This is a genomic window from uncultured Kluyvera sp. (assembly GCF_902485085.1).
Classification (GTDB): domain Bacteria; phylum Pseudomonadota; class Gammaproteobacteria; order Enterobacterales; family Enterobacteriaceae; genus Kluyvera; species Kluyvera ascorbata.
Genome location: NZ_CABTJS010000163.1, coordinates 1 through 22873 on the forward strand (window position 1 = coordinate 1; position 22873 = coordinate 22873).

The 22873-nt window shown below is 52.6% G+C and carries 16 protein-coding genes and 2 tRNA genes; 8 read left to right on the plus strand and 10 right to left on the minus strand.

Translation table 11 applies throughout. The features are described from left to right. Positions 1-33 precede the first annotated feature (33 nt). Positions 34-2703, plus strand: coding sequence for a bifunctional acetaldehyde-CoA/alcohol dehydrogenase (gene adhE, locus RDN66_RS19995; protein ID WP_202217816.1), 2670 nt, complete (start codon positions 34-36; stop codon positions 2701-2703). Between the two features lie 138 nt (positions 2704-2841). Here adhE and tdk read toward each other — a convergent pair whose 3' ends face one another. Then, positions 2842-3471 (minus strand): thymidine kinase, encoded by a 630-nt coding sequence (gene tdk / locus RDN66_RS20000; protein ID WP_202217815.1) that lies wholly within the window; start codon positions 3469-3471, stop codon positions 2842-2844. A 913-nt stretch (positions 3472-4384) separates the two neighbouring features. On the opposite strand from tdk, the gene hns reads away from it, so the two are divergent. Continuing rightward, positions 4385-4792, plus strand: coding sequence for a histone-like nucleoid-structuring protein H-NS (hns, locus tag RDN66_RS20005; protein WP_035896045.1), 408 nt, complete (start codon positions 4385-4387; stop codon positions 4790-4792). A gap of 168 nt (positions 4793-4960) precedes the next feature. On the opposite strand, the gene galU is transcribed toward hns, so the two are convergent. From galU to rssA, 3 genes are all read right to left on the minus strand, one after another. Then, entirely contained in the window at positions 4961-5869 is a 909-nt protein-coding gene (gene galU, locus RDN66_RS20010) for a UTP--glucose-1-phosphate uridylyltransferase GalU (RefSeq protein ID WP_035896043.1), read from the minus strand. A 319-nt stretch (positions 5870-6188) separates the two neighbouring features. After that, a complete protein-coding gene (gene rssB, locus RDN66_RS20015) occupies positions 6189-7202 on the minus strand; it encodes a two-component system response regulator RssB (protein ID WP_202217814.1) in 1014 nt (337 codons plus the stop codon). Positions 7203-7293: 91 nt separating this feature from the next. Then, positions 7294-8205: a patatin-like phospholipase RssA gene (gene rssA, locus RDN66_RS20020; RefSeq protein ID WP_308538134.1), complete on the minus strand. Its 912-nt coding sequence runs from the start codon at positions 8203-8205 to the stop codon at positions 7294-7296. Between the two features lie 111 nt (positions 8206-8316). Here rssA and RDN66_RS20025 point away from each other — a divergent pair, with 111 nt between their 5' ends. The 4 genes from RDN66_RS20025 (at position 8317) to RDN66_RS20040 (ending at position 10032) form a co-directional block, all read left to right on the plus strand. Further along, positions 8317-8775, plus strand: a complete 459-nt coding sequence (locus tag RDN66_RS20025; RefSeq protein WP_202217812.1) for a YchJ family protein — start codon at positions 8317-8319, stop codon at positions 8773-8775. 46 nt (positions 8776-8821) lie between these two features. After that, positions 8822-9664 carry a formyltetrahydrofolate deformylase gene (gene purU / locus RDN66_RS20030; RefSeq protein ID WP_123652467.1) on the plus strand — a complete coding sequence of 281 codons (843 nt, stop codon included), beginning with the start codon at positions 8822-8824 and terminating at the stop codon, positions 9662-9664. Between the two features lie 162 nt (positions 9665-9826). Beyond that, a tRNA-Tyr gene (locus RDN66_RS20035) sits at positions 9827-9911 on the plus strand. Between the two features lie 36 nt (positions 9912-9947). After that, positions 9948-10032, plus strand: a tRNA-Tyr gene (locus RDN66_RS20040). A 175-nt stretch (positions 10033-10207) separates the two neighbouring features. On the opposite strand, the gene narI is transcribed toward RDN66_RS20040, so the two are convergent. The 5 genes from narI to RDN66_RS20065 all read right to left on the minus strand — a co-directional run bounded on the left by narI (position 10208) and on the right by RDN66_RS20065 (position 18655). Further along, positions 10208-10885 carry a respiratory nitrate reductase subunit gamma gene (gene narI / locus RDN66_RS20045; RefSeq protein ID WP_035895580.1) on the minus strand — a complete coding sequence of 226 codons (678 nt, stop codon included), beginning with the start codon at positions 10883-10885 and terminating at the stop codon, positions 10208-10210. Then, positions 10885-11595, minus strand: coding sequence for a nitrate reductase molybdenum cofactor assembly chaperone (gene narJ, locus RDN66_RS20050; protein ID WP_035895581.1), 711 nt, complete (start codon positions 11593-11595; stop codon positions 10885-10887). Before narJ ends, narI begins: the two co-directional genes overlap by 1 nt. Beyond that, complete coding sequence (gene narH, locus RDN66_RS20055; RefSeq protein ID WP_308538135.1) at positions 11592-13130, minus strand: nitrate reductase subunit beta; 1539 nt, start codon at positions 13128-13130, stop codon at positions 11592-11594. The genes narJ and narH overlap by 4 nt, the downstream gene beginning before the upstream one ends. Then, on the minus strand, positions 13127-16870 hold the full coding sequence (locus RDN66_RS20060; RefSeq protein WP_202217810.1) for a nitrate reductase subunit alpha: 3744 nt from the start codon (positions 16868-16870) through the stop codon (positions 13127-13129). Before RDN66_RS20060 ends, narH begins: the two co-directional genes overlap by 4 nt. Positions 16871-17263: 393 nt before the next feature. Next, positions 17264-18655, minus strand: a complete 1392-nt coding sequence (locus RDN66_RS20065; RefSeq protein ID WP_202217809.1) for a NarK family nitrate/nitrite MFS transporter — start codon at positions 18653-18655, stop codon at positions 17264-17266. 311 nt (positions 18656-18966) lie between these two features. Between RDN66_RS20065 and narX the strand changes: the two genes are divergently transcribed. Continuing rightward, positions 18967-20766 carry a nitrate/nitrite two-component system sensor histidine kinase NarX gene (gene narX, locus RDN66_RS20070; protein WP_202217808.1) on the plus strand — a complete coding sequence of 600 codons (1800 nt, stop codon included), beginning with the start codon at positions 18967-18969 and terminating at the stop codon, positions 20764-20766. Further along, positions 20759-21409 carry a two-component system response regulator NarL gene (gene narL, locus RDN66_RS20075; protein ID WP_035895589.1) on the plus strand — a complete coding sequence of 217 codons (651 nt, stop codon included), beginning with the start codon at positions 20759-20761 and terminating at the stop codon, positions 21407-21409. The genes narX and narL overlap by 8 nt, the downstream gene beginning before the upstream one ends. Before the next feature lie 9 nt (positions 21410-21418). On the opposite strand, the gene RDN66_RS20080 is transcribed toward narL, so the two are convergent. After that, entirely contained in the window at positions 21419-22822 is a 1404-nt protein-coding gene (locus tag RDN66_RS20080; protein ID WP_374044032.1) for a YchO/YchP family invasin, read from the minus strand. Positions 22823-22873 lie beyond the last annotated feature (51 nt).

Consider the following 22873-nt stretch of genomic DNA (forward strand, 5'->3'; position numbering starts at 1 on the left):
ACTAAAAAAGTTTAACATTATCAGGAGAGCATTATGGCTGTTACTAATGTCGCTGAACTTAACGCACTTGTAGAGCGCGTAAAAAAAGCCCAGCGTGAATATGCCAGTTTCACTCAAGAGCAAGTTGACAAAATCTTCCGCGCCGCCGCTCTGGCCGCTGCAGATGCTCGAATCCCTCTCGCAAAAATGGCCGTTGCCGAATCTGGCATGGGTATTGTTGAAGACAAAGTGATCAAAAACCACTTCGCGTCTGAATATATCTACAACGCCTATAAAGATGAAAAAACCTGTGGTGTTCTGTCTGAAGATGACACTTTTGGTACCATCACCATCGCTGAACCAATCGGCATCATCTGCGGTATCGTACCAACCACTAACCCAACTTCTACCGCTATCTTCAAATCGCTGATCAGCCTGAAGACGCGTAACGCCATCATCTTCTCTCCACACCCACGTGCGAAAGATGCGACCAACAAAGCAGCGGACATCGTTCTGCAAGCTGCAATTGCTGCTGGCGCGCCAAAAGATCTGATCGGCTGGATTGACCAACCGTCTGTAGAACTGTCTAACGCACTGATGCATCATCCTGACATTAACCTGATCCTCGCGACCGGTGGTCCAGGCATGGTTAAAGCAGCATACAGCTCCGGTAAACCAGCAATCGGCGTTGGCGCAGGTAACACCCCTGTTGTTATTGACGAAACCGCTGATATCAAACGTGCTGTTGCATCCGTGCTGATGTCTAAAACCTTCGATAACGGCGTTATCTGTGCTTCTGAGCAGTCCGTTGTTGTTGTTGACTCCGTTTACGATGCCGTTCGCGAACGTTTTGCAAGCCACGGCGGCTACATGCTGCAGGGCAAAGAGCTGAAAGCCGTTCAGGACATTATCCTGAAAAATGGCGCGCTGAACGCGGCCATCGTTGGTCAGCCAGCATACAAAATTGCTGAACTGGCAGGCTTCTCCGTACCAACAACCACTAAGATCCTGATTGGCGAAGTGAAAGTTGTTGACGAAAGCGAACCGTTTGCACACGAAAAACTGTCTCCAACCCTGGCGATGTATCGTGCAAAAGACTTCAACGATGCCGTTGAGAAAGCTGAAAAACTGGTTGCGATGGGCGGTATCGGTCATACCTCTTGCCTGTACACCGACCAGGACAACCAGCCAGAACGCGTTGCTCACTTCGGTCAGATGATGAAAACCGCGCGTATCCTGATCAACACCCCTGCTTCTCAGGGTGGTATCGGTGACCTCTACAACTTCAAACTCGCACCTTCCCTGACTCTGGGTTGTGGTTCATGGGGTGGTAACTCCATCTCTGAAAACGTTGGTCCTAAGCACCTGATCAACAAGAAAACCGTTGCTAAGCGAGCTGAAAACATGTTGTGGCACAAACTTCCGAAGTCTATCTACTTCCGTCGTGGCTCACTGCCAATCGCGTTAGATGAGCTGATTACTGATGGCCACAAACGCGCGCTGATCGTGACCGACCGCTTCCTGTTCAACAACGGCTATGCAGACCAGATCACTTCTGTACTGAAAGCTGCTGGCGTTGAAACTGACGTGTTCTTCGAAGTTGAAGCTGACCCGACTCTGACCATCGTTCGTAAAGGTGCAGAGCTGGCTAACTCCTTCAAACCAGACGTGATCATCGCGCTGGGCGGCGGTTCCCCGATGGACGCAGCAAAAATCATGTGGGTCATGTACGAACACCCAGAAACGCATTTCGAAGAACTGGCGCTGCGCTTTATGGATATCCGTAAACGTATCTACAAGTTCCCGAAAATGGGCGTGAAAGCAAAAATGGTTGCGATCACCACCACTTCCGGTACCGGTTCTGAAGTGACTCCGTTTGCGGTTGTAACCGACGACGCAACTGGCCAGAAATACCCACTGGCTGACTACGCGCTGACTCCTGACATGGCGATTGTTGACGCCAACCTGGTCATGGATATGCCGAAGTCCCTGTGTGCTTTCGGTGGTCTGGATGCCGTTACTCACGCCCTGGAAGCTTATGTTTCCGTACTGGCTTCTGAGTTCTCCGACGGTCAGGCTCTGCAGGCGCTGAAACTGCTGAAAGAAAACCTGCCAGCGTCTTACCATGAAGGTTCTAAGAACCCGGTAGCACGTGAACGCGTACACAGTGCAGCAACCATCGCGGGTATCGCGTTTGCGAACGCCTTCCTGGGTGTATGTCACTCAATGGCGCACAAACTGGGCTCTCAGTTCCACATTCCTCACGGTCTGGCGAACGCCCTGCTGATCAGCAACGTTATTCGTTATAACGCGAACGACAACCCAACTAAACAGACTGCTTTCAGCCAGTATGACCGCCCACAAGCGCGTCGTCGTTACGCTGAAATCGCTGACCATCTGGGTCTGTCTGCACCGGGCGACCGTACCGCAGCGAAAATCGAAAAACTGCTGGGCTGGCTGGAAGAGATCAAAGCTGAACTGGGTATTCCTAAATCTATCCGTGAAGCAGGCGTACAGGAAGCCGACTTCCTGGCACACGTTGACAAACTGTCTGAAGATGCGTTTGATGACCAGTGTACCGGTGCTAACCCACGCTACCCGCTGATTGCTGAACTGAAACAAATTCTGCTGGATACTTACTACGGTCGTGAATTCGTAGAAGGTTCAGTTGAAGAGAAGAAAGAAGCAGCACCCGCTAAAGCTGAGAAAAAAGCGAAGAAATAATCCGCTGATTTCTTGCTGAAAGCATAAAAAACAAGCCCCATCCATGATGGGGCTTGTTTTATGCCTGGCTGGCTGAAATTAATAGGTTCTGCGTTCCCTCACCGTCACTATAACGGCAGCAAACGCATCAGGAGAGGATTAACAAGAACGACAGGTCTTACGATGCTTATCCTGAATGACGGCCAGTGAGCCTTCTTCCAGCGCTTCTTTGTAGTGCTTACGGCACACGGAGACGTATCTCTCGTTACCGCCAATCACCACCTGCTCGCCCTCGTTATAAGGTCTACCATCCTGATCGAGACGTAGTACCATGCTGGCCTTACGGCCGCAGAAGCAAATCGTTTTTAGCTCAACCAGCTTATCGGAGAGCGCAAGCAGATACTGGCTCCCCCCGAACAGTTCGCCCCGGAAATCCGTTCTCAGTCCGTAGCATAATACGGGAATATCGAGGTTATCTACCACGTCAGACAGCGCGTAGACCTGCTCACGCGTCAGGAATTGGCATTCATCCACTAGCACGCAATTAACCGGTTCACGTGCGTTCTCAGCGCTTATTTCAGCAAACAGGTTACTCGCCTGATTAAAAAGCTTCGCTGGAGAAGAGAGACCAATTCGTGAGCTGACTTTGCCTGCCCCGAAACGGTCGTCTATTTCGGCGGTATAAACCACGGTTCGCATACCCCGTTCCTGGTAATTGTATGACGACTGTAAAAGCGCCGTCGACTTCCCCGCATTCATTGCTGAGTAGTAGAAATAAAGTTGTGCCATTGGCTGAGGAGTCCTAATCGATACGTTTTTTAAACGGGGCGCAGTGTAACATATTTACCCCCAGGCTTCCTGTGTCATCCCACCGCTATGTATACGTACACATAAAGAAAGCACGCACCGTACAGCTGGACACCACGCTGCGTCCAATATTAAACAATACCTCAACGACCGTCTTGCATAATTATGTGACATGCATCGGTAACATCATCATTAGACTCAATTATTTGGTGTTTTTTTCATACCCCCCCCTGCTGCTGCACTCCTACTCGACAGTAAAAAATAGCTAGCAAGGTTAATAGTTGAAAAGATTAATGAGTCCATCATTGAAAATGTGATCGACCACAATTTGTGTAGCGAAGTACTCACCATTGTTATCTGTAAATTAAACGTAACCATCAGCAAAATAACATCGTTATAACTATGGGCATAAACCAGTACCCCCTTGAGCATCACACGGTTATTGTCACTGTGCTGCAATGAACTTACTAACCGGAAGTATACAATTTATCACCGCTCGCTATCAGTCAAATAGATGAATATCCATGAGGACAATCAGCTGCAGAAAGCTCGGAGAGGTCGTGAGGACGGAAGGATACCGCCATGCATCATTTTATAAAGTCGTGCGTTGGGTCGATGCATGCAGGCTAATACATAAGGTTGATATTTATCCATACGGAGTATATTTGCGTGTAAAAACACACCTACACCCCGCGTGTTATCGCGATTTCGCCCCAGCAATAAGCACCGTGAAGATGTCGAAGCTCGTCAGCAATTTAACTTATACATATTAAATATCGCACCAAATAACACGTTATTTTGAATTCCTTACATTCTTCCCTATTGCACAACTGATTTTATCGCTCTATTATTACCTCAACAAACCACCCCACAATATAAGTTTGAGATTACTACAATGAGCGAAGCACTTAAAATTTTGAACAACATCCGTACTCTTCGTGCGCAGGCAAGAGAATGCACCCTTGAAACGCTTGAAGAAATGCTGGAAAAATTAGAAGTTGTTGTTAACGAGCGCCGTGAAGAAGAAAACGCAGCAGCCGCTGAGATCGAAGAACGCACTCGTAAACTGCAACAATACCGTGAAATGCTGATTGCAGACGGAATTGATCCGAACGAACTGCTGAATAGCATGGCTGCTGCTAAAGTTGGCACTAAAGCTAAACGCGCTGCACGTCCTGCTAAATATAGCTATGTTGACGAGAACGGCGAAACCAAAACCTGGACTGGCCAGGGTCGTACTCCAGCAGTTATCAAAAAAGCAATGGATGAGCAGGGTAAAACCCTGGATGATTTCCTGCTGTAAGGTTAATCCATCTGCTTCGTAAAAAGTCCCGCTTCGGCGGGATTTTTTATATCTGAAAAATGTGACAACTGATAACCAGTAGGCACATTGACGCTCATTTTTTATCCATTTGTGTTATTTAGAAATAAAAAAAGCCGGGTTTCCCCGGCTTTAGCAACATTCGTTAAATTACTTCGCGACGCCCAGCGTCTCTTGCAGCCAGGTTTTAAAATCTTCACCTAGCGTATTGTGACGAATACCGTATTCGACAAATGCCTGCATATAACCGAGTTTATTACCGCAGTCGTGGCTTTTGCCTTTCATGTGATACGCTTCAACGGTTTCTTTCTCGATCAGCATATCAATGGCATCGGTTAACTGAATTTCGTCGCCAGCACCCGGAGGGGTTTTGGCAAGCAGAGCCCAGATTTCAGAACTCAGCACATAACGACCCACAACAGCGAGGTTAGAAGGCGCAACGTCCGCTTTTGGTTTCTCGACAACCCCAACCATCGGCACGCTGTCGCCAGGATTCAGGGTGGCGCCCTTACAGTCCACGACACCGTATGCCGTCACGTCTGCAACCGGTTCAACCATGATCTGGCTTGCGCCCGTTTCATCGAAACGTGCAATCATGTCAGCGAGGTTTTCACGGCTTAAGTCAGACTCGTATTCATCAAGAATAACGTCCGGCAGGATCACAGCAACAGGTTCATCCCCTACCACCGGATGCGCGCACAGTACCGCATGCCCAAGACCTTTTGCCAGCCCTTGACGGACCTGCATGATGGTTACATGTGGAGGGCAGATAGACTGCACTTCTTCCAGAAGTTGACGTTTTACGCGCTTCTCCAGCATGGCTTCAAGCTCAAAACTGGTGTCAAAGTGGTTTTCAATGGAATTCTTAGAAGAATGGGTCACCAGTACAATTTCAGTGATACCAGCTGCAATACACTCGTTCACAACATACTGAATTAAAGGCTTATCCACCAAAGGCAGCATTTCTTTAGGAATTGCTTTGGTAGCCGGCAGCATCCTTGTACCTAATCCCGCCACCGGGATAACAGCCTTTCTTACTTTCGAATTTAGGGCAGCCATTCAAATCTCCTGAACTGTTCAAACTTTGAACTTGCTCGTTAATTAATAACGCATTGAGTATATCATCACAGCCACCTGAGGCTGGTCCGAAAAGGATGCGTTGACCTCGAATTAAGATAAATACTCGAAGACGTAGAGCTACAGGAGGGAACGCCACTCATAAACTCAAGTACAGATTAATCGCTGTAACGAAAGATAATGAGCCTGGCTAACGCACCAGCACGCTGAAACATGACGAGTATATCCACATCAATTTGGCAGATAGTATCACTATGGCAGATAAGCTGTTAAAGCTATCCCTGTAAAAAAATGCGTTTGCTCATTCCGCAGACAACATTAATCGCAAACGGCCACCGGCACCCCAAATCTGGCACTGCCATGAGGTGCAACGTTGACTTATTTGATTGAGATAAGCCGTTCCTAACGTCCCTAACGGGACGCCATTGCTTATTTGTATTTGATGCTCGCCGGTATTCAACGTTCCATTCAAACCAGCCGACACAAGGATCAGATTTTTTAATCCGCTATGGTAATAACCGACCAATAGAGGGAACTGCCCAGGAAGATTTGCCTGGCGCAAAAGCTGATTGACCTGTTTCAACAAACTCCCCAATTCAGGTAAGCGTTGCCCTTGATGCGAGAGCTGTTCCTGCAACAAGCCATTAAAAAGCACGCGAAGTAATAGCGCGGCCAAAACGCCATTATCGCCGGCGCGAGTAACATCAAGACAATAAAACGCCAGATCCTGTTCTGACAATGGCGCAATATCCAGAACCAAACCAGGGGCATCCACCGCCATTAATTGGCGATAATTTATACGGCAGTGTGAAATATTTTGCTGTACCGGCGGCTGTAACTCCTGCAAGAGTTTAGCAGCGGCGGCAGGATTGTTAACCAGGGCATCCCAATCTTCAAACAGACGCTCTTCTTCCTCAACCCGCGAATTAAACATATTGGGATAGAGGCAAGCGAACACAGTCTCTCGCAAGCGATTAAGATCCTTAACAGGTTTTAATAAGACATCCTGTACTCCAAGACGTAATGCCCTGGCGATATCAGCCATATTCTCAGTGGCAGAGATAATCAGAATAGGTATCTGCTGTCCTGCATTACGGACGTGCTCAACCAACTGGAGACCGTTCATGCGCGGCATGGCAAGGTCGCAAATCATCAGATCGGGTTTCTGGTTCGCTAATTGCGCTAAGGCGTCGACGCCATCTTGCGCCAACAGCGTATTCGCGCCTAATGACGAAAGCCATGAATCCATAAGTGAGCGGAAAACGGGTTCGTCTTCGACTATTAAAATCTGTTTTCCCGCCAACGGCTGCGTCATGATATCTCCCCTGCCCGACGATAAGTAAATAGTGGCATGCTATTGTGATAATCGCCTTTCAGATTTTGCTGAAGTAGTCGAAAAAAATGCCTTAAGTTGAACTCTGCACTAAAGGCAAAAGCTCATCTGTCTTTTTTTCAACCGCTTGTTGACCCGCGGCTATCGCAGATGAGGCTCGATGGAAATCCAGAGTTGAGATCTGGGGGCAGAACGGCTGCAATATAATATCCGGCGGGTCGCCGGCCATACGGTTTCGCTTCAGCCTGTTTTCCAGGACTTGTATTGAGGTTGTCATGATCTCCATCGCCGTCGGAGCAACAACCGACCGACGCGCGGCCACTCGCCCTAAACGGGCGCGAAGACGCTCATGCCATGATAGCTCATCTGGCGATTCATTCATCTCCGTATCAGGCTGAAGATTGACAGACAGAAGATCCTGCTGCATAAGGTGTGCGTCATGCTGCAAATCAACCGCAATAACAATATCAGCACCAAGCGCACGTGTGAGCGATACCGGTACCGGGTTGACTACCGCACCATCGACAAGCCAATAGCCATTGTGTAATACCGGCGCCATCAGCCCAGGAATGCTGCATGACGCACGTACCGCCATATGGAGATCGCCTTCGGTAAACCAAATCTCGCGCCCGGTACTGAGGTTCGTGGCAACGGCAGCAAAGCGTCGCTCGCACTGCTCAATCACCTCATTAGGCATAATCTGTCGATAATGATTAAAGACGCGTTCCCCACGCAGTAGTCCACCCCGCCGCCACGAAAGATCCATCAGGCGAAGCACATCCCAGTAGCTGAATGAGCAGACCCACTTTTCCAGTTCAGGCAGACGGCTGCTGGCATACGCCGCACCAACCAACGAGCCGATTGAGCATCCTGCAACGATATCAATCTCGATACCCATTTCCTGTAGCGCCTTAATGACACCAATATGCGACCAGCCCCGCGCAGCTCCTGAGCCTAATGCCAGGCCAATTTTAAGTTTTCTCATTGCGACCGATGAACATCCTCTTACTGATAGCGTGGCATCATAGCCAGCGCTCGGTTAACATAGTGCTATCAGGCGTTAATTCGCCGTTAATTATCGATTCAGGAGTTGTCTTTGTCTGAACTTTGCCCTTGCGGCAGCGCTCTCGAGTATAGCTTATGTTGCCAGCGTTATCTGTCCGGTAGCGAATGCGCCCCTGAGCCAGCGTTGCTTATGCGCTCACGTTACAGCGCCTTCGTTAAACAAGACGCCGACTATCTGGTAAAAACCTGGCACCCTTCTTGTCAGGCAGCGACTTTCCGTGACGATATCCAGAGCGGATTCTCCCGAACCGAATGGCTTGGGCTTACCGTATTTGCCACCGAAGCAGGTCGTACGCCTGATGAAGGTTTTGTCAGCTTCGTTGCCCGTTTTCATGAAAATAACAAGAATGGTGCCATCATTGAGCGTTCACGATTCTTAAAAGAAAACGGTCAGTGGTACTATATTGATGGCACACGTCCGGTCATTGGCAGAAACGATCCCTGCCCATGCGGCTCTGGCAAAAAATTTAAAAAATGCTGTGGGCAATAAACCCAATAACAGCTTCGCAAACATCATCAACAGGATTTACCCGGCAATGCATTCCATACAACGTAAAGTTCTTCGCACCATCTGCCCTGACCAAAAAGGGCTTATCGCGCGCATCACCAACATCTGCTACAAGCACGAATTAAACATCGTGCAGAACAACGAGTTCGTCGATCACCGCACCGGACGCTTCTTTATGCGTACGGAGCTGGAAGGGATCTTTAACGACTCTACCCTGCTCGCAGACTTAGACAGCGCGCTGCCGGAAGGTTCTGTTCGTGAATTAAACCCCGCAGGCCGTCGCCGTATCGTGATTCTGGTAACGAAAGAAGCCCACTGCCTTGGCGATCTGTTGATGAAGGCCAACTACGGCGGACTGGATGTCGAAATTGCGGCTGTCATCGGCAACCACGAAACGCTGCGTACCCTGGTTGAACGTTTTGACATTCCTTTCCAGCTGGTTAGCCACGAAGGGCTGGCGCGCGAAGAGCACGATAAATTAATGGCCGATGCCATCGCTGCGCACGAGCCGGACTACGTGGTGCTGGCGAAATATATGCGTGTGCTGACGCCTGAGTTCGTCTCTCGTTTCCCGAACAAGATTATCAACATCCACCATTCGTTCCTGCCGGCATTTATCGGCGCGCGCCCTTACCACCAGGCCTATGAACGCGGCGTGAAGATTGTGGGTGCGACGGCGCACTACGTGAACGATAATCTGGACGAAGGTCCAATCATCATGCAGGACGTGATTCACGTCGATCATACCTATACCGCGGAAGATATGATGCGTGCCGGTCGAGACGTAGAGAAAAACGTACTGAGCCGTGCGCTGTATCAGGTATTAGCTCAGCGCGTCTTCGTGTACGGTAATCGGACGATCATTCTTTAATCACTTGAGAAATGAATTGATTAGCTTTAATCCGTTACGGATGAAAAGTACGCAAACAGTTCATTTTCGGTAAACGAATGCTTTACAGTGGCGCGTCATTTGATATGATGCGCCCCGCTTCCCAAGAAGGAAGCAGGCCAGTAAAACCAAGCATTACCCCGTGGTGGGGTTCCCGAGCGGCCAAAGGGAGCAGACTGTAAATCTGCCGTCATCGACTTCGAAGGTTCGAATCCTTCCCCCACCACCATCTCTCAGTTTTACCTACAATTTGAATTACCCCAGTGGTGGGGTTCCCGAGCGGCCAAAGGGAGCAGACTGTAAATCTGCCGTCATCGACTTCGAAGGTTCGAATCCTTCCCCCACCACCATCTCCTCTCGGTTGTATCTTCTCTGATTAAATATTCAAATATATCTCTGTTATTCCTCTAGCTCTATCTTGCCTCTCTGCCATATATATCCCGGCGGCGTTGCGCTTGGCCGGGGAATAGGCTGCACAAACAAAAAACCCCGCCGAAGCGGGGTTTAGCACGTCACTACGCCCTATTAATGGCGCGCACGAACAATCTGATACTTGCGGGTCAGATACTCGACCGGCACGCTCCAGATGTGCACCAGGCGCGAGAATGGGAACAGCAGGAACAGCGTCATCCCCAGCACCAGGTGCATACGGTAGATAAACGCCACGCCGTCCAGGTGTGCAGACGCGCCGCCGTGGAAGGTCACCACGGACTGCGCCCAACCAACCAGTTTCATCATCTCGCTACCGTCCATATGCTGCGCAGAGAACGGAATCGTCAGCAGACCCAGCGCGCACTGGATAACCAGAACGGACAGCACCAGGATGTCAGCCCCGGTCGTCGTGGCACGTACGCGTGGGCTGAACAGACGGCGCTTAAGTAACAGAACACCGCCGACCAGACACATCAAGCCAGCCGCGCCACCGCCAAACATCGCCATCTTCTGTTTTACTTCCAACGGCAGCCACGCTTCATACATCCAGTGTGGCGTCAGCATGCCCAGGAAGTGACCGGCAAATACGCCCAGGATCCCAAGGTGGAACAGGTTAGATGCGAGGTTCATCCCTTTGCGGTCCAGCATCTGGCTGGACGCGGCGCGCCAGGTGTACTGGCCGTAGTCGTAACGTAGCCAGCTGCCAATCAGGAAGACAGAACCCGCAATGTACGGATAAATGTCGAAGAAGAACATATTCAGGAAGTGCATTATTGCTGTCCTCCGTTAGAGATATTCAGATATTGCGGGGCCACGGCACCGGCAAAACGACGCTGGTGGTTAGTAATTTCCGAGTCACCACAGCCCTGGTCGGCAAAGAATTTCACCTGCTCTTCTTCCCACACCGCATCCAGCGCCTGAGGCGTATCATCGCGGGCTTCGTCGGCAATTTTTTCCGCCACTTTCGCTTCATCAACCGCGCTGTTCGCGAGCTTCAGCAACTGCTCAAACAGCACCGCATAACGACTCTCACGCTGTTGCAGACGCGCGCAGAGCAGCGCCAGAATCGGCGCAATGTCCTGCAAGCCGCCAATCGCTTCGCTCTCTGGCAGCTGCGCCAGGTACTCCAGATACAGCGGCAGGTGGTCCGGCAGCTCGCGGCTATCGAGAACCAGACCATGCTGCTCGTACTGATTCAGCAGATCGACCATCGCCTGCCCACGGTCGCGGGATTCGCCATGCACGTGTTCAAACAGCAGTAGTGACGTCGCACGGCCGCGGTCAAACAGCTCACTGTAGGCAGCCTGAGCATCCAGCAGATCCTGCGCGGTTAAATCGCGCAGGAAGACGCCCAGAGCTTGGGCATCCGCTTTTTCCAGTTTTTCTGATTCAGACAGAACGTCAAAGAGTTCGCCTTGATGCTGCCATAAGGCAGCATCCGGGTACTCAAGGAGACGTGAAATCACCACGAGTTCAATCATGCGTGTGGCTCCGTTTTGCTGCTCACATCCACAGAATCAATACGAGGGCTGTTGAACAGGTTGAACTTGCTGTCCGAACCGTGGCAGCCATCGCCGAAGCTAAAGCCACAACCGTTTTTCTCTGGGAACGCGTCGCGCGCTTGTTCACGGTGACTGCTTGGTACCACGAAACGATCTTCGTAGTTGGCAATCGCCAGGTAACGGTACATTTCCTGCGCCTGCGCTTCGGTCAGACCGACCTCTTCCAGCGCACGGGTATCAATCACACCGTCAACGGTCTCGGTACGTTTGAAATGGCGCATCGCCAGCATACGTTTCAGCGCCAGCACTACCGGTTGGGTGTCACCTGCGGTCAGCAGGTTTGCCAGGTACTGAACCGGGATACGCAGGCTTTCCACGTCCGGCAGGATGCCGTTGCTGCCCAGTTCACCCGCATCGGCTGCGGACTGAATTGGTGACAGCGGTGGCACGTACCAGACCATTGGCAGCGTGCGGTATTCCGGGTGCAGCGGCAGCGCCAGCTTCCAGTCCATCGCCATTTTATAAACCGGCGATTTCTGTGCTGCATCAATGACGCTCAGCGGGATACCGTCTTTCTGCGCCTGCTCGATCACTTTCGGATCGTTCGGATCGAGGAACACGTCCAGCTGACGCTGATACAGGTCTTTCTCGTTCTCGGTGCTTGCAGCGGTTTCAATGGCATCCGCGTCATACAGCAGCACGCCGAGGTAACGAATACGACCCACGCAGGTTTCTGAACACACGGTCGGCTGACCCGCTTCAATACGCGGATAGCAGAAGATGCATTTTTCAGACTTACCGCTCTTCCAGTTGAAGTAGATTTTTTTGTACGGGCAGCCGGTGATGCACATACGCCAGCCGCGGCACTTATCCTGATCGATCAGTACGATGCCATCTTCTTCACGCTTGTAAATTGCACCGCTCGGGCAAGTGGCGACACACGCCGGATTCAGGCAGTGCTCGCACAGACGCGGCAGATACATCATGAAGGTGTTTTCGAACTGGCCGTACATTGCCTTCTGCATGTTCTCGAAGTTTTTGTCTTTCGACAGCTTCTCGAACTCACCGCCGAGGTCGTCTTCCCAGTTCGGGCCCTTGGTGATTTTGTCCATGCGCTTGCCGGTAATCAGCGAGCGTGGACGTGCAATCGGCTGCGCCTTGCTATCAGCCGGCGCGTTGTGCAGCGTCTGGTAGTCAAAATCAAACGGTTCGTAGTAATCATCCAGACCCGGAAGATGCGGGTTAGCGAAGATTTTACCCAGCAGCAGCGCTTTGTTACCCATGCGCGGCACCAGTTTGCCGTTGATTTTACGTATCCAACCGCCTTTGTATTTCTCCTGATCTTCCCAGTCGGTCGGGAAACCGGTGCCCGGCTTGGTTTCAACGTTGTTGAACCATGCGTACTCGGTCCCTTCACGGCTGGTCCAGACGTTTTTACAGGTGACTGAGCAGGTATGACAGCCGATGCATTTATCGAGATTCAGCACCATGCCGACTTGTGAACGAATTTTCATTTTACGCTCTCCTGTACCTGGTCATTGCCTTCGCCATCCAACCAGTTAATGTTCTTCATCTTACGTACCACAACGAACTCATCACGGTTTGAACCGACGGTACCGTAGTAGTTAAAGCCGTAGGCCAGGTGCGCATAGCCACCGATCATATGGGTCGGTTTCGGCGTAATGCGGGTCACCGAGTTATGGATACCGCCGCGCTGACCGGTAATTTCTGAACCCGGCAGGTTCACGATACGTTCCTGCGCGTGGTACATCATGGTCATCCCGGCCGGTACACGCTGGCTGACTACCGCACGCGCGGTCAGCGCACCGTTGTTGTTGAAGACTTCAATCCAGTCGTTGTCTTCAATACCGATCTCTTTGGCATCTTCTTCACTCATCCACACGACCGGGCCGCCACGACCTAAGGTCAGCATCAGCAGGTTGTCGCTGTAGGTAGAGTGAATGCCCCATTTCTGGTGCGGCGTCAGGAAGTTCAGCGCCTTCTCTGGGTAACCGTTGGATTTCTTACCCATCACCTCTTTCACCGAGCGGGTGTCGATAGGCGGACGGTAAACCAGCAGGCTTTCACCGAAGTCACGCATCCATTGGTGATCCTGATACAGCGACTGACGACCAGACAGCGTACGCCATGGAATCAGCTCGTGAACGTTGGTATAGCCAGCGTTGTAAGAGACGTGTTCGTCTTCCAGACCGGACCAGGTTGGGCTGGAGATAATCTTGCGCGGCTGCGCCTGAATATCACGGAAGCGAATTTTTTCGTCTTCTTTGTTGAGCGCCAGGTGCGTATGGTCACGACCGGTAAACTCGCTGAGCGCTGCCCAGGCTTTCACCGCGACCTGACCGTTGGTTTCCGGCGCCAGGGTGAGGATCATCTCTGCAGCATCAATCGCCGTATCCAGCATTGGCTGGCCTTTCGCCGGGCCCTCTGCCTTGGTGTAATTGAGCTTACGCAGCAAGTCCATTTCGCTCTGGGTGTTCCAGGCAATCCCTTTACCGCCGTTACCGATTTTTTCCATCAATGGGCCGATGGAGGTAAAGCGTTCATAGGTTGCCGGGTAGTCACGCTCAACTGGAATAATGTGCGGTGCGGTTTTGCCAGGAATCAGGTCGCATTCACCTTTTTTCCAGTCCTTCACGTCTAACGGCTGTGCCAGTTCGGCAGCGGAGTCGTGCTGGATTGGCAGGGTCACCACGTCGGTTTCTTTACCAAGGTGCCCCACGCAGACTTCGGAGAATTTCTTCGCGATGCCTTTGTAGATTTCCCAGTCGCTTTTTGATTCCCAGGCTGGGTCAACGGCGGCTGACAGCGGGTGAATAAACGGATGCATATCCGAAGTATTCATATCGTCTTTTTCATACCAGGTCGCGGTAGGCAGCACGATGTCGGAGTACAGACAGGTGCTCGACAGACGGAAGTCCAGCGTCACCACCAGATCCAGCTTGCCGTCGAGGCCGTTATCCTGCCATTCCACTTCTTCCGGCTTCACGCCGCCCTGCTTGCCAAGATCCATCCCCTGAATACCGTGCTCGGTACCCAACAGGTACTTCAGCATGTATTCGTGACCTTTACCGGAAGAGCCCAGCAGGTTCGAACGCCAGATGAACAGGTTACGCGGGTGGTTTTTACCGTTTTCCGGCTGTTCCGCGGCAAAGCGGATAGAACCTTCTTTCAGCGCTTTAACGGTGTAGTCCACTGGCGTCATGCCCGCTTTCTTCGCTTCATCGGCGATGCGCAGTGGGTTAGTGCCTAACTGCGGAGCAGACGGCAGCCAGCCCATGCGTTCAGCACGCACGTTGAAGTCCAACAGGTGACCGGTATAGCGAGATTTATCCGCCAGCGGTGACAGCAGTTCCTGTGCCGTAACCGACTCATAGCGCCATTGGCTGGAGTGGTTATAGAAGTAGGACGTACTGTTCATGTGACGAGCCGGACGCTGCCAGTCAAGGGCAAACGCTAGCGGTTGCCAGCCAGTCTGCGGACGCAGTTTTTCCTGGCCCACGTAGTGCGCCCAGCCGCCGCCGCTCTGACCGACACAGCCGCAGAACACCAGCATGTTAATCAGACCACGATAGTTCATATCGAGGTGGTACCAGTGGTTCAGACCGGCACCGACGATGATCATCGAACGACCATGCGTCTTATCGGCGTTATCGGCGAACTCACGCGCGATACGGACGATCTGCGCGCTGGATACACCGGTGATTTTCTCAGCCCACGCCGGGGTGTACGCTTTAATATCTTCGTAGCTGGTTGCGCAGTTTTCATCGTTCAGACCGCGTTCCAGGCCGTAGTTAGCCATGGTCAGGTCATAAACGGTGGTCACCAGCGCGGTGCTGCCGTCTGCCAGCTGCAGGCGTTTCACCGGCAGTTTGTGCAGCAGAATATTTTCCAGATCTACGCTAGCGAAGTGTTCGGTACCGTCGCCGCCAAAGTACGGGAAACCAACCTGTGCAACATCGTCATGGCTGCCCAGCAGGCTAAGGCGCAGCTCAACCTCTTCGCCGGTTTTGCCGTCACGCTGTTCGAGGTTCCACTTACCTTTATCGCCCCAGCGGTAACCGATAGAACCGTTTGGCGCGATCATCTCGCCTTTTTCATCAAAGGCGACGGTTTTCCATTCCGGATGCTCTTCCTGACCCAGACCATCAACCAGATCCGCTGCGCGCAGCATACGACCCGCGGCGTAGAAGCCGTCACGCTCTTCCAGCATCACCAGCATTGGCATGTCGGTATAGCGGCGAACGTAATCGGTGAAGTACTGGCTCGGCTTATCGAGGTGGAATTCACGCAGCATCACGTGGCCCATGGCCAGCGCCATGGCCGCATCGGTACCCTGTTTCGGTGCTAACCACAGGTCGCAGAGTTTAGCGATTTCAGCGTAGTCTGGCGTAATAGCAACGGTTTTGGTGCCTTTATAGCGAACTTCGGTAAAGAAGTGGGCATCCGGAGTACGCGTCTGCGGAACGTTTGAACCCCAGGCGATGATGTAGCTTGAGTTATACCAGTCGGCTGATTCTGGAACGTCAGTCTGCTCACCCCAAGTCTGCGGAGAAGCAGGCGGCAGGTCACAGTACCAATCGTAGAAGCTCAGACAGGTACCACCAATCAGGGAAAGGTAACGTGCGCCAGAGGCGTAGGAGACCATCGACATCGCCGGAATTGGCGAGAAACCTGCCACGCGGTCTGGGCCGTAGGTTTTCACGGTGTAAACGTTGGACGCGGCAATCAGTTCGTTCACTTCCTGCCAGGAGGAGCGAACGAAGCCACCGCGGCCACGTGCTTGTTTGAAGCTTTTCGCTTTGTCGGCATCTTCAATAATGGATGCCCAGGCATCAACCGGATCGCTATGCAGTTTTTTCGCTTCACGCCACATTTTCATCAGGCGTTTACGCATCAGCGGATATTTCAGACGGTTGGCGCTATAGAGGTACCAGGAATAGCTCGCCCCACGCGGACAGCCGCGAGGTTCATGGTTAGGCAGATCCGGACGGGTGCGCGGATAGTCAGTCTGCTGGGTTTCCCAGGTAACCAGACCGTTTTTGACATAAATTTTCCAGCTACAGGAACCGGTGCAGTTTACGCCGTGCGTTGAACGCACAACCTTGTCATGCTGCCAGCGCTGGCGGTATCCATCTTCCCAATCCCGGTTGGTATCTAGAATCTGTCCGTGCCCATCGGCAAATGTTTCGCCCTTCTGTTTAAAGTAGCGAAACCGGTCCAGGAATTTACTCATCGGGTCTCTCCTGTTTGGAGCCTGTCGGCTCTCTGATAAATCGACATTGCTGAATTTGCAGCGAAGTTAACGCGCTGAAAGGTGTAGGGAATTGATAACGATCAAGGTGGCTTTGCTTAACAAATGCCACAGAAATAGCACATACCACCAAGGTGGTATGCATTCTTATTTTTCAACCATCTGTAAATTAAGGATTTTTTACGAAAACCGCATATTTCAAGATGTAAAAATAAGCCCCGGCGGTATTAAGGGGTAGAGCCTTTCTTGCGAGGCCTCATCCTTGCCGGGCACGATGCCAGACTAATGAAAAACACCAATAGTATGTTGTAACTAAGTGGGGATAAAAATAAAGGCGCGAAACCTCGCGCCCTTATTCAGAAATAACGTAATCCGTTATTTTCTCGCTTTACGGCCGTATACCGCCCAGGTCACCACGACGCAAACAATATAAAACACGAGGAATACTTTCATCGCGCCAGCCGGTGAGCCGGTTAATTCCAGAGAGGTACCGAACGCTTTCGGAATAAAGAAGCCGCCGATAGCACCGATCGCCGAGATAAAGCCCAACGCTGCCGCCGTATCGGTTGCCGCTTCGCGCATCGCTTTCTCGTCAGAACCGCCTTCGGCTTTCACGCGATCCATAGTCAGCTTACGGAAGATAACGGAAATCATCTGAAAGGTGGAACCACTCCCCAGACCGGCGGTCAGGAACAGCGCCAGGAAGACACCGTAGAAGGCGATGAAGTTACCGCCTACGCCGTTATCTGGCAGGGTCATGAACAGCAGCGCACTGAATACCGCCATCAGGATAAAGTTAATCAGCGTCACGCGGGTCCCGCCCAGACGGTCGGAAATCGCCCCACCGGCAGAACGCGCCAGCGCACCGATAAATGGACCGAAGAAGGCGTAATGCAGGATCTGAATTTCCGGGAACTGGGTTTTTGACAGCATCGCAAAACCGGCTGAGAAGCCGATAAACGAACCGAAGGTGGCCAGATACAGCAAGCTCATGATCCACAGATGACCACGTTTCAGCACCGGCAACTGCTCTTTCAAAGACGCTTTCGACGTCGCCAGTTCGTTCATGCCAAACCAGGCAGCTACGGTGAAGATGGCCAGGAACGGTACCCAGATCCACGCCGCGTTTGCCAGAAACAGCTCGCTGCCGTCCGGCTGCGTCACGCCATGGCTACCAAATACCGCGAAGATAGAGAGAGAAACCGCCAGTGGAGCCACCAGCTGCATAACGCTCACGCCCATATTGCCGAGGCCGCCGTTGAGGCCGAGCGCACCGCCCTGCTTCGCTTTCGGGAAGAAGAAGCTAATGTTCGCCATACTGGACGCGAAGTTTGCACCCGCAAAGCCGCACAGCAGAGAGATAATGATGAAGGTGCTAAACGGCGTGGAGGTGTCCTGAACGGCAAAGCCCAGCCATAAGCAAGGAATGATAAGGATCCCGGTGCTGAACGCGGTCCAGCGACGGCCACCCACCAGCGGTACCATGAAAGAATACGGTACGCGTAGCAGTGCGCCGGAAACGGAAGGCAACGCGGTCAGCATGAACAGCTGGTCGGTTGTAAACTGGAAGCCCACTTTTGGTAAATTGACCGCAACGGCACTGAACAACATCCAGACGCAGAATGCGAGCAGCAAGCACGGAACTGAAATCCACAGGTTCCGGCTAGCGACGCGATGACCGCGTTCCTGCCAGAATGCCGGATCTTCCGGACGCCAGTCGGTAATGACAGCGCCGGTTGCCCTTTCCGGGGCAGTGGAGTGACTCATAGACACCTCTGATTATTAATATCAACCCCTGCCACATTAGGGTTTACACCGCGCGGTAAGTTGATATAAATCAAAGGAAAAGTTGGCATTATATTGCTTAAAAATAAATCATCACCCTTTATGGGTAGATTTTTATGGTTAAAAAAACCTGTTATTTCACGTGGCTGTTACGCTCATACTCCTCTACCCTCAGCACCTCAACTACGATGGAAATAAAGAGGTAACTCTTTAGGGGTATGGGTATACTCCAGGCGATAGTCGAAAATAACGCCACTCGCCGGAGAGTTTTCCGTCAGGAGCCTTATCGCACCATGTTTAGACGTTTTTTTACACCACTCACGCTGGTGAATCAACTGGCCCTCATCGTACTGCTGTCTACCCTTATTGGCGTGGCAAGTATGATGATTTCTGCACGCCTGGTGAACGGCGTGCAGGGTAGCGCCCATGCCATCAACCAGGCCGGTTCGCTGCGTATGCAGAGCTATCGCCTGCTGGCCGCTATTCCGGTGGATAAGGACGACGATGTGCTGTTTGACGAGATGCAGAAAACTGTCTTCAGCCCGCAATTACAGCTGGCCGCCGAACGCGATGGCCAGGTGAAGCAGCTTCAAGAACTCCAGCAATACTGGCTGAAGCATCTGGCACCGGATATTAGTCAGGCGAGCAATCCGGATGAAGTCGCCAGCGATCTTACCGGCTTTGTGAACCGTATAGACCAGCTGGTCACCGTCTTCGATCACACCACCGAACAGCGCATCTCTCACGTGGTATGGATGCACCGACTGATGGCCTTTTTCATGGCGGTATTGCTTATCTTCACCGTCTTCTGGCTACGCACCCGGCTGCTGCACCCGTGGCGACAGTTGCTACGCATGGCCGAAGCCATCAGCCATCGCGATTTTACCCATCGCGCGCAAATCAGTGGCCGCAACGAAATGGCCACCCTTGGCATGGCGCTGAACAATATGTCCGCCGAGCTAGCGGAGAGCTATGCCTCGCTGGAGCGTCGTGTACAGGAGAAAACCGCCGGGCTGGAGCAGAAAAATGCGATCCTCTCTTTCCTGTGGCAGGCTAACCGCCGACTGCATTCCAGCGTGCCGCTGTGTGAACGTATCTCTCCGGTGCTGAACGGCCTCCAGGAACTGACCCCGCTGCGGGAAATTGAAGTCCGGGTTTACGATACCGAAGACGAAGATAACCATCAGGAATTCAGCTGCCACTCCGGCTGGGAGTGCGACGACAGAGGCTGTTATCTCTGCCCGCGCGACGTCGATACCGCACCGCATGACGGCATCACGCTGAAATGGCGGCTGACCGACCCACGCAACCAGTACGGCATCCTTCTGGCGACCCTGCCGCACGGCCGCGAGCTAAGCCACGATCAGCAACAGCTGGTTGATACCCTACTCGAGCAAATCACCTCAACGCTGGCGCTGGATAAACAGCTCGAGCGCCAGCAGCAATTGATCGTGATGGAAGAGCGCTCAACGATTGCCCGCGAACTTCACGATTCCATCGCCCAGTCGCTCTCCTGCATGAAGATGCAGGTCAGTTGTTTGCAAATGATGCAAAAAGAGCAGTCGTCTGCGGAAAGTCGCGAACTGCTAAGCCAGGTGCGCAATGAGCTAAACACTTCGTGGGCGCAACTGCGCGAACTGCTGACCACCTTCCGTCTGAAGCTGACCGAGTCTGGCCTGCGTCCGGCGCTGGAGGACAGCTGCCAGGAGTACAGCAGCCATTTCGGCTTCCCGGTGCAGCTCGACTATCAACTGCCGCCACGTTGCGTGCCATCGCACCAGGCGATTCACCTGCTGCAGATTGCCCGCGAAGCCTTAAGCAACGCGCTTAAGCACTCGCAGGCGACAGAAGTCAAAGTCAGCGTTACCCAACAAAACAACCAGGTCAAACTGGTGGTGGCCGACAACGGCTGCGGCGTCCCGCTGCACGCTGAACGCAGCAACCATTATGGCCTCATTATTATGCGTGACCGCGCACAAAGCCTGCGTGGCGATTGCCAGGTTCGTCGTCGTGAAAGCGGCGGCACTGAAGTCGTGGTTACGTTTGTCCCCGAACAATCGCTTTCTACTCCCCAAGGAGATACTCATGAGTAATCAGGAACGGGCTACTATCCTGTTAATTGACGATCATCCTATGCTGCGTACCGGCGTGAAACAACTGGTCAGTATGGCATCAGATATTCAGGTTGTAGGCGAAGCCAGCAATGGTGAACAAGGAATTGAACTGGCAGAAACCCTCGATCCCGATCTGATTCTGCTCGATCTCAACATGCCTGGCATGAACGGTCTGGAAACCCTCGACAAGCTGCGTGAGAAATCACTGTCTGGCCGCGTGGTGGTGTTCAGCGTGTCCAACCATGAAGAAGACGTGGTCACGGCCCTCAAACGCGGTGCTGATGGCTATCTGCTGAAAGATATGGAACCGGAAGATCTGCTGAAAGCCCTGCAACAAGCTGCCGCCGGTGAAATGGTATTAAGTGAAGCATTAACGCCCGTGCTGGCCGCCAGCCTGCGCGCCAACCGCGCGACTTCGGATCGCGACATCAACCAGTTGACCCCGCGTGAGCGCGATATTCTCAAACTGATCGCCCAGGGCCTGCCGAACAAGATGATTGCCCGCCGTCTGGACATCACAGAAAGCACCGTGAAGGTTCACGTGAAGCACATGCTGAAGAAAATGAAGCTGAAATCCCGCGTCGAAGCCGCCGTATGGGTACACCAGGAACGTATTTTCTGACCGTTGCCGCTATGGCGCCATGTCCAACCAGCTATTGCCCTGCGGGGCAAAGCTGACGACAGGTTCGGTCAGCGTCAGCGTTATCTCATTCGAGGTGACGCGCTGCCCCTTGTTATCTTCCACAATGACCGACAGATGCCAGGTATTGCTGGCACCCTCCGTCGGATCCCAGGCCGGCATAATAATACTCCAGCCATCGGTGCTGGCATTGGATGCCGGCGGCGTCAGGCTTAGTGCCGCCGTGTCCCCTTGCCAGCTTAATGATTTCACGCCGTATTCATCCCGCACCTGAAGTTTAAGCTCAACCGTCTCGTACCCGGTCAGATCCCACGGCGGCGTTGCCAGATAGACGCTCAGGCTTTTACGCTGGCGGAATTCCATCACTGGCAAATTGTTGCGCTCCGGCGCATCGTAGCGGCTGCCACGCAGCGTACGGGTTTGCGCCACTTCGTCGGCGGCAAGCTGCTTCTTCAACGGCACGCCGAAACGATAGTTAACCTTCATGCCGAGATTGTTCTGGTTTACCCCACTCTCTCCCTGCTTATGCTGGGCGCTGAAGGTGAATAACGGCACCGGGGTATAGTTAAGGCCAAGGGAGACCGCGACCGGGTTACGGTAGCCCGTACCGCTGCGGAACAGGTCAACGCTGTCGCCAAAGTATTGCTCGACGCTCAGACTGGTGTTGATATGGTTATAAGCGGGTATCCAGGCCTGCGCCGTCAGATCGTAGCCGCGCGCCATACGCTGTTGCAGCGCCGTGCCCGTATTCTGCCAATCGTGCAGTGGGTAATAGTAGTTGGCAGAAAAGCGCAGGTTTTCGCCCCAGGCCTCCGCGCCCAGCCCGCCGCGGTTAAGGTTGGCATCCAGCAGGCTGTCATAAAAGGTGTTATAGCCAAGCAGCCACTGCCCGGCGACCCAGCGCTGCCCTAACCCCAGATTCCCCACCAGCCCATCGTCCTGCTGGGTCAGACCAAACTGGCTCCAGGTGAGATAATGCGTATTATCCTGCAGCGGCACAAACCAACTGCCGTGGCTGCCGGTCATCTTCCCCTGGCCGTCCACCAGCAGCTGAATATTGGTATTCCCCCAGGGAGATAGCCAGCTTTCCAACTGCTGGTTCATCTGGCCGTTGACCTTATCCTGCAACTGCGTCAGTGCAAACAGCCGCGCCTGCTCGCCGGTATCCAGGCCGTTATCGGTCATGCTGGCTTCGCCAAAGGCTTTCACCATCTCGGCAAAATGTTTCTCTGCATCATGATTTTCCGGAGTGATGGCGAGGTCCGGCAGGCTATCAGCCGGATTATCGAAGGGGTGCTCCGCCTCTTCGACGAACGACGTTCGCGCACGCGCGCTGCCCACGGTCAACACCAGCAACACCAATAATGACGAGTAAAAACGCAAAGACAAAACCACAACCCCATAGCCAGCTTCAAAGCAGACTGGAAAAAACCAGCCCCAGGCTCA

Bases quoted from the DNA above. Each gene is read 5' to 3' on its own strand.
- adhE (WP_202217816.1), top strand. From the start codon at position 34: ATGGCTGTTACTAATGTCGCTGAACTTAACGCACTTGTAGAGCGCGTA.
- tdk (WP_202217815.1), bottom strand. From the start codon at position 3,471: ATGGCACAACTTTATTTCTACTACTCAGCAATGAATGCGGGGAAGTCG.
- hns (WP_035896045.1), top strand. From the start codon at position 4,385: ATGAGCGAAGCACTTAAAATTTTGAACAACATCCGTACTCTTCGTGCG.
- galU (WP_035896043.1), bottom strand. From the start codon at position 5,869: ATGGCTGCCCTAAATTCGAAAGTAAGAAAGGCTGTTATCCCGGTGGCG.
- rssB (WP_202217814.1), bottom strand. From the start codon at position 7,202: ATGACGCAGCCGTTGGCGGGAAAACAGATTTTAATAGTCGAAGACGAA.
- rssA (WP_308538134.1), bottom strand. From the start codon at position 8,205: ATGAGAAAACTTAAAATTGGCCTGGCATTAGGCTCAGGAGCTGCGCGG.
- purU (WP_123652467.1), top strand. From the start codon at position 8,822: ATGCATTCCATACAACGTAAAGTTCTTCGCACCATCTGCCCTGACCAA.
- narI (WP_035895580.1), bottom strand. From the start codon at position 10,885: ATGCACTTCCTGAATATGTTCTTCTTCGACATTTATCCGTACATTGCG.
- narJ (WP_035895581.1), bottom strand. From the start codon at position 11,595: ATGATTGAACTCGTGGTGATTTCACGTCTCCTTGAGTACCCGGATGCT.
- narH (WP_308538135.1), bottom strand. From the start codon at position 13,130: ATGAAAATTCGTTCACAAGTCGGCATGGTGCTGAATCTCGATAAATGC.
- RDN66_RS20060 (WP_202217810.1), bottom strand. From the start codon at position 16,870: ATGAGTAAATTCCTGGACCGGTTTCGCTACTTTAAACAGAAGGGCGAA.
- RDN66_RS20065 (WP_202217809.1), bottom strand. From the start codon at position 18,655: ATGAGTCACTCCACTGCCCCGGAAAGGGCAACCGGCGCTGTCATTACC.
- narX (WP_202217808.1), top strand. From the start codon at position 18,967: ATGTTTAGACGTTTTTTTACACCACTCACGCTGGTGAATCAACTGGCC.
- narL (WP_035895589.1), top strand. From the start codon at position 20,759: ATGAGTAATCAGGAACGGGCTACTATCCTGTTAATTGACGATCATCCT.